The sequence below is a fragment of the Pseudomonas peradeniyensis genome (genome assembly GCF_014268935.2).
GTDB classification, from domain to species: Bacteria; Pseudomonadota; Gammaproteobacteria; order Pseudomonadales; family Pseudomonadaceae; genus Aquipseudomonas; species Aquipseudomonas peradeniyensis.
In genome coordinates, this window is sequence record NZ_JABWRJ020000002.1 from 920,063 (window position 1) to 935,568 (window position 15,506).

The following is a 15,506-nucleotide window of genomic DNA, read 5'->3' on the forward strand; positions in this document are numbered from 1 at the left end:
GGCGAAGGCTGCCTGGCCCGCTTCGACCCCGAGGCGTTGAGCGATGACGACGGCACCGAGTTTCCCGGTGCCGCCGAACTCTGGGGGCGACTCAACCCGCCTGGCGAAGACGCTCCAGTCGTGGACGCGCCAGCAAGTGCAGGAACACCGGCCCGCCTGCCAGCAGACAGAAGGTATAGGTGACTGCGCGCCAGCAGCAGTGCCAGATGCTGCCTGCCCAGTTGGTTCATCAGGCGGCCTGGCGCGCCAGCCAGGCGGACTTGGTCAGTGGCTCACGACCTTGGGCCAGCAACTGGTGCAGGGTATCGAGCCAGTAATTGCGTGCGCTGGCGTGGCGCATGTCGACCGGATGCAGGCCCAGGCGCAGGGTTTCGGCTTCGCGCCAGCGGCGGCATTGCCAGTCGCTGACCACCCTCGACAGGCCGCGGCGCCAGGCGCTGCGGGCACTCCACACCAGTCCCGGGGCCTCGAAGGCGGTGAAGTCCGGCAGCCGGTACAGGTGACGCGACGAGCTGGTATAGCGCAGTGGCAACTGCCTCAGTGCCTGGCGCGTACCCGCGCTCATCAGCCAGGCGGGGGCAACGAAGCCCGCCACCGGCCAGCCCTGTGTCTCGAACAGGGCCAGCCCGGCCTGCAGGCGTTGCAGGGCGTCTGCCTGGTCCAGTCCATGAAATTCACCTTCGTGGGTATAGATCCGGCGCATGAAATATTCGCCCGGTCCGCGTGGCGGCGGGCCATCGTCGGCGTGGTAGTAGCCATGCAGGGCCAGCTCGTCGCCCTGGGCCAGGCGCCGCTCGAGCAGGCGGCAGAAGGTGGGTGAACGGGTCAGCGGGTTGCGGTGGTGGAAGTCCGGCACCACCAGCCAGGTCATGGGCACCCCGCCCAGTGCGTCGATGGCCTGGACGAAGGGCTGGTAGTCCGGCCAGGTTTCCGGCGCGATATCGTGCAGCACCAGCATCAGGCTGCGCGTGTCGGCCTGGCCCTCAGCCATGGGCGCGCACCGGCAGCGGGTGGCCGAGCACCGCCTGGTAATGCTGGAGCAGGCCGTTGACCACGGTGTCCCAGTTGTAATGGCGCTCCACGTGTTGGCGTGCCTGACGGCCCAGTTGTTCCACACCGCTGTCGAACGCTTCGCGCACGGCTTCGGCCATGGCTTGGCCATCGTTGGGTGGGCACAGCCGGCCGCAGCGCTCGTCGACGATTTCGCTGAAGGCGCCGGCGCGCACGGCCACCACGGGCGTGGCGCTGGCCATGGCTTCGAGGATCACCAGACCGAAGGTTTCCTGGTCGCCGGCATGCACCAGCAGGTCGGCGCTGGCCAGCAGCCGGGCAATCTGCGTGGGCGGACAGAAGTGGTCGATCACGCTGACATTGCCCGGCACGCTGGCCGGCATGTTCGAGCCCACCAGCAGCAGGTGGTAGGGCTGGCCGAGCGCGTGCATGCAGTCGAGCAGCACCGGCAGGTTCTTTTCCCGCGAGCCGCGGCCGGCGAACACCAGCAGGCGGCTGGTATCGGCGATGCCCAGCTCGGCGCGCAGGCCGGGGTCGTGTCGGTCGGGGTTGAACAGCGCCAGGTCCACGCCCAGGCGCTGCACGTGCACGTTCTCCACGCCCAGTCGGCGCAGCTTGTCGGCCATCACCTGGCTGGGTGCCAGGACCCGGTCGAAATGCCCGTAGAGCTTGCTGACATAGGCCTCGACATTGGGGGTGAACCAGTTGCCCATGCGGTTGCTCACCAGCAGGGGCAGGTCGGAGTGATAGAAGCCGATCACTGGCACATCGAGCTTGCGCCGCGCCTCCAGGGCCGCCCAGGCGGTGAGGTAGGGGTCGCCGACCTCGATCAGGTCGGGCCGCAGGCGGCGCAGTTCCTTGCACCAGGGCGCCAGGCGCACCGGGAAGCGGTAGCCGTTGCCGAAGGGCAGGGGTGGGGCGGGTACGTGATAGACACCATCGACCTGGCTGGCATTGGCACCGGGAATCAGCAGGCTGTGGCGAACGCCGGGCATGGCGTCTAGGCGGCGGTGCTTGGCATCAAGGTAGGTTCGCACGCCGCCGCTGGCCGGGGCATAGAACATGGTGATGTCGGCGATGTGCACGATCAGCATCCCTCCGGGATCGTCCTCGGGTGAGTCATTCGGCGGTTATGAACCGGCGATGACGCGCCTGAGGGTTGACCTACCTGAAGGATAGTTTGTTCGATCAGGGTTTGGCGGGGCGCCCTGTCGCGGGGCAAGCCCGCTCCCGCGAGGGGAGCGGGCGGCGGGTCAGATGCGGAAGCTGCCGACCAGTTGCTTGAGGCGACCGGCCTGCTGCTCGAGGTCCGAGCAGGCGCGCAGGGTGGCCTGCAGGTTCTCGACGCCTTCCTGGTTGAGCATGTTGATCTCGTTGATGTCCATGTTGATCGAGTCGACCACGGCGGTCTGCTCTTCGGTGGCGGTGGCCACCGACTGGTTCATGCCGTCGATCTCGCCGATGCGTTGGGTGACGCTGCCCAGGCGTTCGCCGGCCTGGTTGGCGATGTCCATGCTGTCCTGGCTGTGACGCTGGCTCTGGCCCATGGTGTCGACCGACTCGCGGGCGCCGACCTGCAGCTCCTCGATCATGGTCTGCACCTGTTGTGCCGACTCCTGGGTGCGGTGCGCCAGGTTACGCACTTCGTCGGCGACCACGGCAAAACCACGTCCGGCCTCGCCGGCACGGGCAGCCTCGATGGCGGCGTTGAGGGCGAGCAGGTTGGTCTGCTGGGAAATGCTGGTGATCACTTCGAGGATCTGGCCGATGTTGACGGTCTTGTTGTTCAGCGTCTCGATATGCTCGCTGGAGGTGACGATCAGGTCCGACAGGCGGTTCATCGCATCGATGTTGCGCTGCACCACCTGCTGGCCTTCCTCGGCCAGCAGCCGCGCCGAGCTGGCATGCTGCGAGGCCTGGGCGGCGTTGCCGGCGATCTCCTGGGCGGCGGCGCCGAGCTGGTTGATGGCGGCGGCGACGCTGTTGGTGCGGTTGGACTGCTCGTCGGAGTTGCTCATCGACGAGTTCGAGGCGCTGATCACCCGCAGTGCCACTTCGTTGACCTGCTCGGTGGCCGAGGACACCTCGCGGATCGAACCGTGGATGCGCTCGACGAAGCGGTTGAAGGCGGTACCGAGGATGCCGAACTCGTCGTGGTTGTGGATTTCCAGGCGGCGGGTCAGGTCGCCTTCACCCTCGGCGATGTTCGACATGGCGCGGGTCATGGTGTGCAGCGGCTGCATCAGCACGCGGATCAGCAGGCCGAGCAGGGCGATGATGATCACCACCGCCACCAGCGTGGCGATCACTGCCGAAGTGCGGAAGGTGCTGAGCATCGAGAAGGCCTTGTCCTTGTCCACCGACAGGCCGATGTACCAGTTGGCCGAAGGCAGGCCCTTGACCGGAGTGAAGGTCAGCAGGCGGGTTTCGCCGTTGAGCGTCACTTCGGTCAGGTTGCTGGACAGCCTGGGCGTGTTCTGCGGGAACAGGTCCGACAGCGTCTTCATCACCAGGTTCTTGTCCGGGTGCACCAGGATCTTGCCCTGGTCGTTGACCAGGAAGGCGTAGCCCATGCCGCCGAAGTTCAGCGAGTTGATGATCTGCACCAGGCCGTCGAGGGCAAGGTCACCGCCGACCACGCCGACCGAGCGCGAGGCGGTGCTGATGATCGAGATGACCAGCTCGTTGGTGGCCATGTCGATGTAGGGTTCGGTGAGGATCGGGCCGTTGGCGTTCAGGCCGTCCTTGTACCAGGGGCGCACGCGCGGGTCGTAGCCGTCGGGCATCTTGGTGTCCGGGCGCACGGTGAAGGTGCCGTCGGGCTGGCCCAGGTAGATGGTCTGGAAGCTCGAGGTGAGGGCGTTCTGGCCCAGCAGGGTGCCGGTGTTCTGTGGGTACTGGGCAATGTTCTGGGCGACGTTCTCGACCAGTTTGATGCGCCCTTCGAACAGGTTGCGGATATTGGTGGAGGTGGACTCGCCCATCTCAGCCAGGTAGTTCTCCAGGTCTTCGCGAATGGCGTTACGCTGGAGGTAGTCGTTGTAAAGGGTGAAGAGGCTGAAGGCGAGTATCACGATCAGTGATGCCGCCAGAAGAATCTTGTGGCTGAAACGAAGGCTTTTATTCATAACGTGATCGTGTCCGCTAAGGTTTTTTATCGGGTCGTTCGCACAAAGCACGGCTGGAAAACAGTGCAACAATTCCCGTGGGTCCTTTTCGGGTTGTTACTGTCTTTCTGGGTAGAATCATTTTGAAATATCGGCTGTCACGCGACGGAACTTGAGCAGGGGATGAAAGAAGATGTCAGATTCCTTACGAATGGTAGTAGGAGCAGGTCCTGATGGTCAGCCGGTATCCCAGTCCATGCGCCTGGCCAACCGGCATGGCCTGGTGGCCGGCGCCACCGGCACCGGCAAGACGGTCACCCTGCAACACCTGGCCGAGTTGTTCAGCGATGCCGGGGTCGCGGTATTCGCCGCGGATGTGAAGGGCGACCTGTGCGGCCTGGGCGCGGCCGGGGCGCCCCAGGGCAAGGTGGCCGAGCGGATTGCCGGCATGCCCTGGCTGAACCACAAGCCCCAGGCTTATCCGGTAAGTCTTTGGGATATCGCCGGGCAATCGGGGCATCCGTTGCGCACCACCCTGAGCGAAATGGGACCGTTGCTGCTGGGCAACCTGCTGGAGCTCACCGACAGCCAGCAGGCCGCCTTGTATGCGGCGTTCAAGGTGGCCGACCGCGAAGGCCTGCTGCTGCTCGACCTGAAGGACCTCAAGGCCCTGCTTGCGCACCTGAAGGACAACCCCCAGCTGCTGGGCGAAGACAGCGCCTTGATGACCAGCGCTTCCACGCAGGCCTTGCTGCGCCGACTGGCGACTCTGGAACAGCAGGGCGCCGAGGCGCTGTTCGGCGAGCCGGCGCTGCAGCTGGAGGATCTGCTGCGTCCGGAAGGCGACGGTCGCGGGCGTATCCACCTGCTCGACGCCAGCCGCCTTGTACATGACGCGCCCAAGGTCTATGCGACCTTCCTGCTGTGGCTGCTGGCTGAACTGTTCGAGCAGCTGCCGGAGCGCGGCGATGCCGACAAGCCGGTGCTGGCGCTGTTCTTCGACGAAGCGCACCTGCTGTTCAACGGTACGCCCAAGGCGTTGCAGGATCGTCTGGAGCAGGTGGTGCGGCTGATCCGCTCCAAGGGCGTTGGGGTGTATTTCGTCACCCAGTCGCCGGGCGACCTGCCGGATGCGGTACTGGCTCAGTTGGGGCTGCGCATCCAGCACGGCCTGCGGGCATTCACCGCCAAGGAGCAGAAGTCGCTGCGCGCGGTGGCCGATGGTTTCCGACCCAACCCGACGTTCGACAGCCTGGCGGTGCTGACTGAGCTGGGCATTGGTGAGGCTCTGGTCGGGACGTTGGAAGAGAAAGGCACGCCGGCCATGGTCCAGCGGGTGCTGGTCGCGCCACCGCAGTCGCGGATCGGGCCGTTGAGCGCAGTCGAGCGGCAGGCACTGATTGCGGCATCGCCGCTGGCAGGGCGCTATGACAAGCCGGTGGACCGTGAGTCGGCCTATGAAATGCTAACCCAGCGCAAGGGCGAGCCGGTGGAGCCGGCGCCCCAGGCCAAGGCCGATGAGGACAGCTTCGCCGACAAGGCCGGTGAGTTCCTGCAGAGCGCGGCGGGGCAGGCCATCAAGTCGGCGGTGCGCCAGGCGGCCAATCAATTGGGGCGGCAGTTGGTGCGTGGGTTGATGGGGTCGTTGTTGGGAGGAAAGAAACGCTAGGCCCGTTCTGGCCCCTGTCGCGGGGCAAGCCCGCTCCCACGTGTAAACCTTATTCAGGACGGGACAACGGATACAAAAAAGGCGCCCTGTTAGGGGCGCCTTTTTCAGTACTGCATCAGCAATCAACCAATGGCCTTGGTGGCCAGCCAGAACAGGCCGGCGGCCAGGCCCATCGTTGCCGGCAGGGTGAGCACCCAGGCCAGCAGGATGGTCTTCACGGTGCCGCCCTGCAGGCCGCTCTTGTTGGCGACCATGGTACCGGCGACGCCCGACGACAGCACGTGGGTGGTGGACACCGGCAGGCTGAACACGTTGGCCATGCCGATGGCGCAGGCCGCGGTGATCTGGGCCGACATGCCCTGGGCATAGGTCATGCCCTGCTTGCCGATCTTCTCGCCGACGGTCAGCACCACGCGCTTCCAGCCGACCATGGTGCCCAGGCCCAGGGCCAGGGCGACGGCGACGATCACCCAGAACGGTGCGTACTCGGTGGTGGCGGTCAGGTCCTTGCGCAGCTTCTCCAGGTCGGCCTTTTCACGGGCCTGCAGACCCGGCAGCTTGCCGACCTTCTTCGCCGTGTCGTCCAGGCACAGCAGGTAGCGACGCACTTCGACGCGCTTCTCGGCGCTCAGGGCGCGGTAGTCGGTCACCCCGGCGAGCGACGATTGCAGTGCGGCGATGGTCGGCTCGGTCTGCTGCGGGTTGCAGCTGAACTGCTCCGGCAGGTCGCTTGCCTGCGCCTTGCCCAGCGCCAGGAACTCGCCCAGGGTGGCGGCGTTGCGCTGGTAGAACTGGCTCAGGTGCAGGGTGGCGTCGCGGGTGCGTTCGATCTGGTAGGTGGTGCTGTTCAGGTCGAGAACGAACTTGGCCGGGACGATGCCGATCAGCACCAGCATGATCAGGCCGATGCCTTTCTGGCCATCGTTGGAGCCGTGCACGAAGCTCACGCCCATGGCCGAGATCACCAGCACCAGGCGGTTCCAGAACGGTGGGTGCTTCTTGTCGTCGAGCTTGCGGCGCTGGTCCGGGGTTTTGTGCATCTTCGACAGCGGACGCCACCATTTCAGGCCGATCAGCAGCAGGGCGGCGACAGCGAAGCCGGCCATGGGCGAGAGCACCAGGGACATGCCGATGTCGATCGCTTTCTGCCAGTTGACGCCGTCGCCCAGCGGAATGTCGCTGAGCAGGGCATTGGCCAGGCCGACGCCGAGGATCGAGCCGATCAGGGTGTGCGAGCTGGAGGCCGGGATACCGAAGTACCAGGTGCCGAGGTTCCAGGTGATGGCCGCGGCCAGCAGGGAGAAGACCATGGCCAGGCCGTGACCGGTGTTCACATTGATCAGCAGTTCGACCGGCAGCAGGTGGACGATGGCGTAGGCCACCCCGACACCACCGAGCAGAACCCCGAGGAAGTTGAACACACCGGAGAAGAACACGGCCAGGTGCGGTGGCATGGCCTTGGTATAGATGACAGTGGCTACCGCGTTGGCGGTGTCATGAAAGCCATTGATGAACTCGAATGCGAGCACGAAGGTCAGAGCGAGCGTCAGGCTCACGATAACCCAGGCATCCAGTCCGCTGAATAAATCGATCATGAAGGTTGTCTGGCGGTCTTAGGGGGGGCGGATTATGCCAGAAAACCATGGCAATCGATGCACCCGCCACTGACCGATGGCAGGGGAATGGCGACCCTGCACATGCATGGCGCAGGTGAGCTTTCGCGCAAAAACGTCGTAAAAAATCGATAAATTTCAGAAAAATCAGCGATTTGAGACGATTTTCGTAGAGAGCCCGCAATTTAAACGCTTGTATGAAATTTGTGTGATTCCATTTCATATCGAGCATTTTCACCCAGGATGCCTTGCCGCAACCGTTGCTCGATAGTGGCGCTATGGCATCGCTTGACTTCACTCGCCGTCGCTGCGCAGTTCCTTTTCGATCTTCTCGATTTCCTGGGCGAAGGCCTGGTCGAGAATGCTGGCGCGTTTACGCCAAGGTTTGCGTTCCGGGTCGGGTTGTGCGGCATAGGTGGTGACTTCACCACCGTATACATCCTTGTAACGTTCGGCCTGGCGCTCGAGTTCCGCGCGCAGTTCTTCTTTCGTCACAGTAATACCTGAATAGGTTGAAGTTGGGCGTCAGCCGTTAAATGCACACGCAGGATGTGGAAATTCGGCAACGCGAACACATCGTTGCACTGCAAGGACAGGGTGTGGGAGGGCGACCTGCGGCGCACCACACGGCAAGCCACTGCTCAGGCAGCGGGCAGGCGTCAGGAAGGCAACGAAAGTTTGTCGATTGGATCCGTTATACCGCGCAGGCAATCAACATGAGCCGATTATAGCAATCGGCAATTCGAAGGCTATCGTTCTTTACCCGCCATTGACAATAGACCTGAAGTTATTCTTTGCAGACAGAGGCTTTGTCCGAGCGGACTGCTGAAAGTTCAAGTTGTTGTGGTAGGCAAGTTTGCCGGTGGGTGTCGGAAATGAAAACGGCCTCGCTGGGAGGCGAGGCCGTTGCCTGGGACTTCTACGGTGGGTACCTGACCAGTCTCTCCAAAGAAGCCACATGTGGCAGGGGAAAGGTATAAGCAAAAGTGTCAGCGGTCAATTGCGATTATCGGCCGTTCGTTCGATAATCGAACGAGGTAGCGATTTTTTTGAGGCATGTCCATGAGCGAAGAAACCAGCGGCCCGCCAGCGAACGAGCCCGCGCGCAATACCAGCCCCACCCTGGCACCACCGATCGTGGCGTCCGCGGCCAAGCGTATCCAGGCCTTTACCGGCGACCCGGATTTCATGACCTCCCTGGCTCGGGGCCTGGCGGTGATCCAGGCGTTCCAGGAGCGCAAGCGGCACCTGACCATTGCCCAGATCAGCCACCGCACGGAAATACCCCGGGCGGCGGTGCGGCGTTGCCTGCATACCTTGATGAAACTGGGTTACGCCACCACCGACGGGCGCACCTATTCGCTGTTGCCCAAGGTGCTGACCCTTGGCCATGCCTACCTGTCGTCCACACCGCTGGCGGTGTCGGCCCAGCCCTACCTCGACCGGATCAGCGACCAGCTCCACGAAGCGGCCAACATGGCCACGCTGGAAGGCGACGACATCCTTTATATAGCGCGCTCGGCCACGGTCGAACGGTTGATCTCGGTCGACCTGTCGGTCGGCGGGCGGTTACCGGCCTATTGCACGTCGATGGGGCGCATCCTGCTGGCGGCGCTGGACGACGCCAGCCTGCACGAATATCTGGAACGGGCGGACCTCAAGGCGCGGACCAGCCGTACCCTGCACGACCCGGCATCGCTGTTCGCCTGTATCCAACAGGTGCGCGAGCAGGGCTGGTGCGTGGTCGACCAGGAGCTGGAACAGGGGTTGCGTTCGATTGCCGTGCCGATCTATGACGCCTCGGGGCAGGTGCTGGCGGCGTTGAACGTGAGTACCCATGTCGGTCGGGTCAGCCGTGGGGAGCTGGAGCAGCGCTTCCTGCCGATCCTGCTGGCGGCCAGTCGGGACCTGTGTCATCAGTTGTTTGGCTGAAAAACACCGGGGGCGCGCTGCGCCCCATCGCCGGCAAACCGGCTCCTGCGCCGGGTGCGCTGAATAGTCGAACACGGGCTGCCGTTTCCTGTTCGATAAACGCACAGTGTCGTTCCCGACGAATTGCGCCGCCCATGCCTGCTGATTAATGTCTGTCGCACGAGTCGGCTTCGCCGACCGGACAATAACAACAGGCCCGAGGGCATCCCCATGAAGACCATCCCTTCGCTGTCGCGGCCGCACCCGCGCGCAGTGCTGCTTCACGCCGGCTGATCCCAAGCCGTCGTATCCACCGTTTCCTGTTCCTGCGCATCAGCGATGCGCGGTAGCCTGCCTGTGCCCAACTCCCGGATAACAACAATGAACAAGCCACAATCCGCTGTCGGCAACTGCCTCGATGTCCAGTCCCTCATCAATGACCAACCGCTGTCGCGCTATCAATGGCGGGTGGTGATCCTGTGCTTCCTGATCGTCTTCCTCGATGGCCTGGACACCGCCGCCATGGGCTTCATCGCCCCGGCGCTGTCCCAGGAATGGGGCATCGACCGTGCCAGCCTCGGTCCGGTGATGAGCGCCGCGTTGATTGGCATGGTGTTCGGCGCCCTTGGCTCCGGGCCGCTGGCCGACCGCTTCGGGCGCAAGGGCGTGCTGGTGGGGGCGGTGCTGGTGTTCGGCGGGTTCAGCCTGGCCTCGGCCTACGCCACCAATGTCGACCAGTTGCTAGTGCTGCGCTTTCTGACCGGCCTGGGCCTGGGGGCGGGCATGCCCAATGCCACCACCTTGCTCTCCGAGTACACCCCGGAGCGGCTCAAGTCGCTGCTGGTGACCAGCATGTTCTGTGGCTTCAACCTGGGCATGGCCGGGGGCGGCTTCATCTCGGCCAAGCTGATTCCGGCCTACGGCTGGCACAGTCTGTTGGTGATCGGCGGGGTGCTGCCATTGCTGCTGGCGTTGGTGCTGCTGGTCTGGCTGCCGGAGTCGGCGCGGTTCCTGGTGGTGCGCAACCGCGGTACCGAGAAGGTACGCCGGACCCTGGCGCCGATCGCCCCGGCGCTGGTGGCCCAGGCTGCGGGCTTCAGTGTGCCGGAACAGAAGGCGGTGGCGGCGCGCAATGTGTTCGCGGTGATCTTCTCGGGCACCTATGGCCTGGGCACCGTACTGCTGTGGCTGACCTACTTCATGGGCCTGGTGATCGTCTATCTGCTGACCAGCTGGCTGCCGACCCTGATGCGTGACAGCGGCGCGAGCATGGAGCAGGCCGCCTTCATCGGCGCGTTGTTCCAGTTCGGCGGCGTGCTCAGCGCGGTGGCCGTGGGTTGGGCGATGGACCGGTTCAACCCGCACAAGGTGATCGGCGTCTTCTACCTGCTGGCGGGGGTGTTCGCCTATGCCGTGGGGCAGAGCCTGGGCAACATCACCGTGTTGGCCACGCTGGTGCTGGTCGCCGGCATGTGCGTGAACGGCGCGCAATCGGCCATGCCGTCGTTGGCGGCACGGTTCTACCCAACCCAGGGGCGCGCCACCGGGGTGTCGTGGATGCTCGGGATCGGTCGCTTCGGCGCAATCCTCGGTGCCTGGAGCGGGGCGACGCTGCTGGGTCTGGGGTGGACCTTCGAGCAGGTGTTGACCGCACTGCTGGTGCCGGCGGCGCTGGCCACCATCGGCGTGGTGGTGAAGGGGCTTGTGAGCCACGCCGACGCGACCTGAAGCGATAGGGACGCGTTAGATAGCAGAGCAACAAATAGTTCGATAATCGCACGAAAGTGCGATTATCGGATTGTTACCACCCCGACAGCCGCCGTAATCTGGGCCCATCGCAGCGACGCAATGGCCCGCTGCTTACTGACTCGACTCGACCTGACCAGGAGTCTCCAATGGCAGCAATCCTCTCGCTTCACGAGGCCGTGAAGCAGTTCATCCAGGATGGCGACAGCGTCGCCCTTGAAGGTTTCACCCACCTGATCCCGACGGCGGCCGGCCACGAGATCATCCGCCAGGGCAAGCGCGACCTGACCCTGGTGCGCATGACCCCGGACCTGATCTACGACCAGCTGATCGGTGCCGGCTGCGCGCGCAAGCTGATCTTCTCCTGGGGCGGCAACCCCGGCGTCGGTTCACTGCACCGTCTGCGCGACGCGGTGGAGAAACAGTGGCCGCACGCCATCGAGATCGAGGAGCACAGCCACGCCGACCTGGCCAACGCCTATGTCGCCGGCGCCTCCGGCCTGCCGTTCGCGGTGCTGCGTGCCTATGCCGGCTCCGACCTGCCGAAGGTCAATCCGCTGATCAAGAGCGTCACCTGCCCGTTCACCGGCGAGGTGCTCGCCGCCGTGCCGTCGGTGCGCCCGGATGTCACCGTGATCCACGCGCAGAAGGCCGACCGCAAGGGCAACGTGCTGCTGTGGGGCATCCTCGGTGTGCAGAAGGAAGCGGCCCTGGCGGCCAAGCGCTGCATCGTCACCGTCGAGGAGATCGTCGATGACCTGAATGCGCCGATGAATGCCTGCGTGTTGCCGACCTGGGCGCTCAGCGCGGTGTGCCTGGTGCCCGGCGGCGCCCACCCGTCCTACGCCCACGGCTACTACGAGCGCGACAATCGCTTCTACCAGGCCTGGGACCCGATCGCCCGCAACCGCGAGTCGTTCACCGCCTGGATCGACACCTTCATCCGTGGCACCCGGGACTTCACCGAATTCCAGGCCAAGCTGGCCAGCACCGCGGAGGCCGCGCAATGAGCTATTCCACTTCCGAGATGATGACTGTCGCGGCGGCCCGCCGCCTGCGCAACGGTGCCGTGTGCTTCGTCGGCATCGGCCTGCCGTCGAAGGCCGCCAACCTGGCGCGCCTGACCTCCTCGCCCGATGTCGTGCTGATCTACGAGTCCGGCCCGATCGGCGCCAAGCCGAGCGTGCTGCCGCTGTCCATCGGTGACGGCGAGCTGGCCGAAACCGCCGACACCGTGGTGCCGACTGGCGAGATCTTCCGCTACTGGCTGCAGGGCGGGCGCATCGACGTCGGTTTCCTCGGCGCGGCCCAGGTCGACCGCTTCGGCAATATCAACACCACGGTGGTCGGCGACTACCACGCGCCTAAGACTCGTCTGCCGGGTGCCGGCGGCGCGCCGGAGATTGCCGGTTCCGCCAAGCAGGTGCTGATCATCCTCAAGCAGTCGCCGCGCGCCTTCGTCGACAAGCTCGATTTCATCACCTCGGTCGGCCACGGCGAAGGCGGTGACTCGCGCAAGCGCCTGGGCCTGCCTGGCGACGGGCCGGTCGGCATTATCACCGACCTGTGCATCATGGCGCCGGAAGCGGACACCCATGAATTCGTGGTCACCTCGATCCACCCGGGCGTGACCCGCGAGCAGATCGTTGCCGCCACTGGCTGGGCGATTCGCTTCGCCGACGACGTGCAGCAGACCGCGGCACCCAGCGACGTCGAGCTGTCCGCCCTGCGCGACCTCGAAGCGCGCACCGACGCCGCCCATGGCCAGACGGCAGGAGAAGCCTGATGCGTGACGTCTTTATCTGTGACGCCATCCGTACCCCCATTGGCCGCTTTGGCGGCGCCTTGGCCAGTGTGCGCGCCGACGACCTGGCGGCGGTGCCGCTCAAGGCGCTGGTCGAGCGCAATCCGCAGGTGCAGTGGGAGCTGCTCGACGAAGTGTTCCTCGGCTGCGCCAACCAGGCCGGCGAGGACAACCGCAACGTGGCGCGCATGGCGCTGCTGCTGGCCGGCTTGCCGCAGAGCATTCCCGGTGTGACCCTCAACCGCCTGTGCGCCTCGGGCATGGACGCCATCGGCAGTGCGTTTCGCGCCATCGCCAGTGGTGAGATGGAGCTGGCCATCGCCGGTGGCGTCGAGTCGATGTCCCGCGCGCCGTTCGTGATGGGCAAGGCCGAGAGCGGCTACTCGCGCAACATGAAGCTCGAGGACACCACTATCGGCTGGCGCTTCGTCAATCCGTTGATGAAGGCGCAACATGGCGTGGACTCCATGCCAGAGACCGCCGACAACGTCGCTGACGATTACCGGGTGTCGCGCGCGGATCAGGACGCCTTTGCCCTGCGCAGCCAGCAGAAGGCCGCCGCCGCGCAGGCTGCCGGCTACTTCGCCGAAGAGATCGTGCCGGTGCGTATCGCCCATAAAAAAGGCGAGACCGTGGTCGAGCAGGATGAGCACTTGCGCCCGGACACCACGCTGGAGGCGCTGAACAGGCTCAAACCGGTCAATGGCCCTGACAAGACGGTTACCGCAGGCAATGCCTCGGGCGTCAACGATGGCGCCGCCGCACTGATCCTGGCCTCGGCCGATGCCGTGAAGAAACATGGCTTGACTCCGCGGGCCCGGGTGCTGGGCATGGCCAGTGCCGGCGTGGCACCGCGGGTAATGGGCATCGGCCCGGTGCCGGCGGTGCGCAAGCTGACCGAGCGGCTGGGCGTGGCCGTGGCGGATTTCGATGTCATCGAGCTCAACGAGGCGTTTGCCAGCCAGGGACTGGCGGTGCTGCGCGAGCTGGGCGTGGCGGATGATGCGCCGCAGGTCAACCCTAACGGTGGTGCGATTGCCCTGGGGCATCCGCTGGGGATGAGCGGGGCGCGGTTGGTGCTGACGGCGTTGCATCAGCTGGAGAGGAGTGGCGGGCGCAAGGGACTGGCGACCATGTGTGTGGGCGTCGGTCAGGGCCTGGCGTTGGCCATCGAGCGGGTTTGACCGGCATCGGCCCAATCGCGGGGCAAGCCCGCTCCCACGCTGTTTCCAGGCAATTGCGGGGGCAATCGTGGGAGCGGGCTTGCCCCGCGATTGGGCTGACAGCGGAATTAGATTGTTACTGGGTATGTCTAGACTTTGCAGTGACCTCCCAGGAGTGAAAACACCATGACTTCCAGCTATTACACCGGCGAAGAACGCAGCAAGCGGATCTTCGCCATCGTCGGCGCTTCGTCGGGCAACCTGGTGGAATGGTTCGACTTCTATGTCTACGCCTTCTGCGCGATCTACTTTGCCCCGGCCTTCTTCCCCTCCGACGACCCCACCGTGCAGTTGCTCAACACCGCCGGCGTGTTCGCCGCGGGCTTCCTGATGCGCCCCATCGGTGGCTGGATCTTCGGCCGCCTGGCCGACCGCCACGGGCGCAAGAATTCGCTGATGATCTCTGTGCTGATGATGTGCGGCGGCTCGCTGATCATCGCCTGCCTGCCCACCTACGCCAGCATCGGCGCCTGGGCGCCGGCGCTGCTGCTCCTGGCGCGGCTGATCCAGGGCCTGTCGGTGGGCGGCGAGTACGGCACCACCGCCACCTACATGAGCGAAGTGGCCTTGCGCGGCCAGCGCGGCTTCTTCGCCTCGTTCCAGTACGTCACCCTGATCGGCGGCCAGTTGCTGGCGGTGCTGGTGGTGGTGATCCTGCAACAGCTGCTCAGCGAGGAGGAGCTGCGGGCATACGGCTGGCGTATCCCGTTCGTGGTCGGCGCCATCGCCGCGCTGATCTCGCTGATGCTGCGCCGCTCGCTGAAGGAGACCAGCAGCGCCGAGACCCGCCAGGACAAGGAGGCCGGTACCATCCGAGGGTTGTTCCGCAACCATGCCGCCGCCTTCATCACCGTGCTGGGCTACACCGCTGGTGGCTCGCTGATCTTCTACACCTTCACCACCTACATGCAGAAGTACCTGGTCAACACTGCCGGCATGAACGCCAAGAGCGCCAGTTTCGTCATGACCGGCGCGCTGTTCCTGTTCATGATCCTGCAGCCGGTGTTCGGCATGCTCTCCGACCGTATTGGCCGACGCAATTCGATGCTGCTGTTCGGCGCCCTCGGGACGCTCTTCACCGTGCCGTTGCTGATGGCGCTGAAGACCGTGAGCAGCCCGTTCATGGCCTTCGTGCTGGTGACCCTGGCGCTGTGCATCGTCAGTTTCTACACCTCCATCAGCGGCCTGGTAAAGGCCGAGATGTTCCCGCCGCAGGTCCGTGCGCTCGGGGTGGGGCTGGCCTACGCGGTGGCCAACGCGGTGTTCGGCGGCTCGGCCGAATACGTGGCGCTGGGCTTGAAAACGTTAGGGATGGAGAACACCTTCTACTGGTACGTGACCGCGATGATGGCGGTGGCCTTCCTGTTCAGCCTGCGCCTGCCCAAGCAGGCGGCGTACCTGCACCATGACCACTAAGGACGT

Annotated in this window: 12 protein-coding genes and 2 pseudogenes; 7 read left to right on the top strand and 7 right to left on the bottom strand. The window is 64.9% G+C overall.

Going from position 1 to position 15,506, the window contains the following annotated elements:
- Positions 1–91 precede the first annotated feature (91 nt).
- The 5 genes and pseudogenes from HU751_RS27110 to HU751_RS27335 all read right to left on the bottom strand — a co-directional run.
- Positions 92–193, bottom strand: a pseudogene (locus HU751_RS27110) (UPF0104 family protein); the annotation flags it as partial.
- 36 nt (positions 194–229) lie between these two features.
- A complete protein-coding gene (gene gpgD / locus HU751_RS13640) occupies positions 230–991 on the bottom strand; it encodes an N-acetylglucosaminyl phosphatidylglycerol deacetylase (RefSeq protein ID WP_186731983.1) in 762 nt (253 codons plus the stop codon).
- Positions 984–2,105 (bottom strand): N-acetylglucosaminyl phosphatidylglycerol synthase, encoded by a 1,122-nt coding sequence (gene gpgS / locus HU751_RS13645; RefSeq protein ID WP_186731984.1) that lies wholly within the window; start codon positions 2,103–2,105, stop codon positions 984–986. The genes gpgD and gpgS overlap by 8 nt, the downstream gene beginning before the upstream one ends.
- A 159-nt stretch (positions 2,106–2,264) precedes the next feature.
- A complete protein-coding gene (locus tag HU751_RS27330) occupies positions 2,265–3,029 on the bottom strand; it encodes a methyl-accepting chemotaxis protein (protein ID WP_371263123.1) in 765 nt (254 codons plus the stop codon).
- A gap of 93 nt (positions 3,030–3,122) precedes the next feature.
- Positions 3,123–4,139: pseudogene (locus HU751_RS27335) on the bottom strand (HAMP domain-containing protein); the annotation flags it as partial.
- A 172-nt stretch (positions 4,140–4,311) separates the two neighbouring features.
- On the opposite strand from HU751_RS27335, the gene HU751_RS13655 reads away from it, so the two are divergent.
- The gene (locus HU751_RS13655) at positions 4,312–5,787 is read left to right on the top strand and encodes a helicase HerA-like domain-containing protein (RefSeq protein WP_186731986.1); all 1,476 of its coding nucleotides are present in this window, start codon (positions 4,312–4,314) and stop codon (positions 5,785–5,787) included.
- Between the two features lie 122 nt (positions 5,788–5,909).
- Here HU751_RS13655 and HU751_RS13660 read toward each other — a convergent pair whose 3' ends face one another.
- Complete coding sequence (locus HU751_RS13660; RefSeq protein WP_028690222.1) at positions 5,910–7,382, bottom strand: inorganic phosphate transporter; 1,473 nt, start codon at positions 7,380–7,382, stop codon at positions 5,910–5,912.
- A gap of 312 nt (positions 7,383–7,694) precedes the next feature.
- A complete protein-coding gene (locus tag HU751_RS13665; RefSeq protein WP_050703906.1) occupies positions 7,695–7,895 on the bottom strand; it encodes a hypothetical protein in 201 nt (66 codons plus the stop codon).
- Between the two features lie 567 nt (positions 7,896–8,462).
- On the opposite strand from HU751_RS13665, the gene pcaR reads away from it, so the two are divergent.
- The 6 genes from pcaR (at position 8,463) to HU751_RS13695 (ending at position 15,500) form a co-directional block, all read left to right on the top strand.
- On the top strand, positions 8,463–9,332 hold the full coding sequence (pcaR, locus tag HU751_RS13670) for a pca regulon transcriptional regulator PcaR (protein ID WP_050703907.1): 870 nt from the start codon (positions 8,463–8,465) through the stop codon (positions 9,330–9,332).
- 360 nt (positions 9,333–9,692) lie between these two features.
- Positions 9,693–11,039 carry a 4-hydroxybenzoate transporter PcaK gene (gene pcaK, locus HU751_RS13675; RefSeq protein WP_186731987.1) on the top strand — a complete coding sequence of 449 codons (1,347 nt, stop codon included), beginning with the start codon at positions 9,693–9,695 and terminating at the stop codon, positions 11,037–11,039.
- A 167-nt stretch (positions 11,040–11,206) separates the two neighbouring features.
- A complete protein-coding gene (locus tag HU751_RS13680; RefSeq protein ID WP_028690217.1) occupies positions 11,207–12,067 on the top strand; it encodes a CoA transferase subunit A in 861 nt (286 codons plus the stop codon).
- Positions 12,064–12,843 (top strand): CoA-transferase subunit beta, encoded by a 780-nt coding sequence (locus HU751_RS13685; RefSeq protein ID WP_186731988.1) that lies wholly within the window; start codon positions 12,064–12,066, stop codon positions 12,841–12,843. Before HU751_RS13680 ends, HU751_RS13685 begins: the two co-directional genes overlap by 4 nt.
- Positions 12,840–14,045 (top strand): 3-oxoadipyl-CoA thiolase, encoded by a 1,206-nt coding sequence (gene pcaF, locus HU751_RS13690; RefSeq protein ID WP_186732092.1) that lies wholly within the window; start codon positions 12,840–12,842, stop codon positions 14,043–14,045. The genes HU751_RS13685 and pcaF overlap by 4 nt, the downstream gene beginning before the upstream one ends.
- A gap of 165 nt (positions 14,046–14,210) precedes the next feature.
- Complete coding sequence (locus tag HU751_RS13695; protein ID WP_050703912.1) at positions 14,211–15,500, top strand: MFS family transporter; 1,290 nt, start codon at positions 14,211–14,213, stop codon at positions 15,498–15,500.
- Positions 15,501–15,506 lie beyond the last annotated feature (6 nt).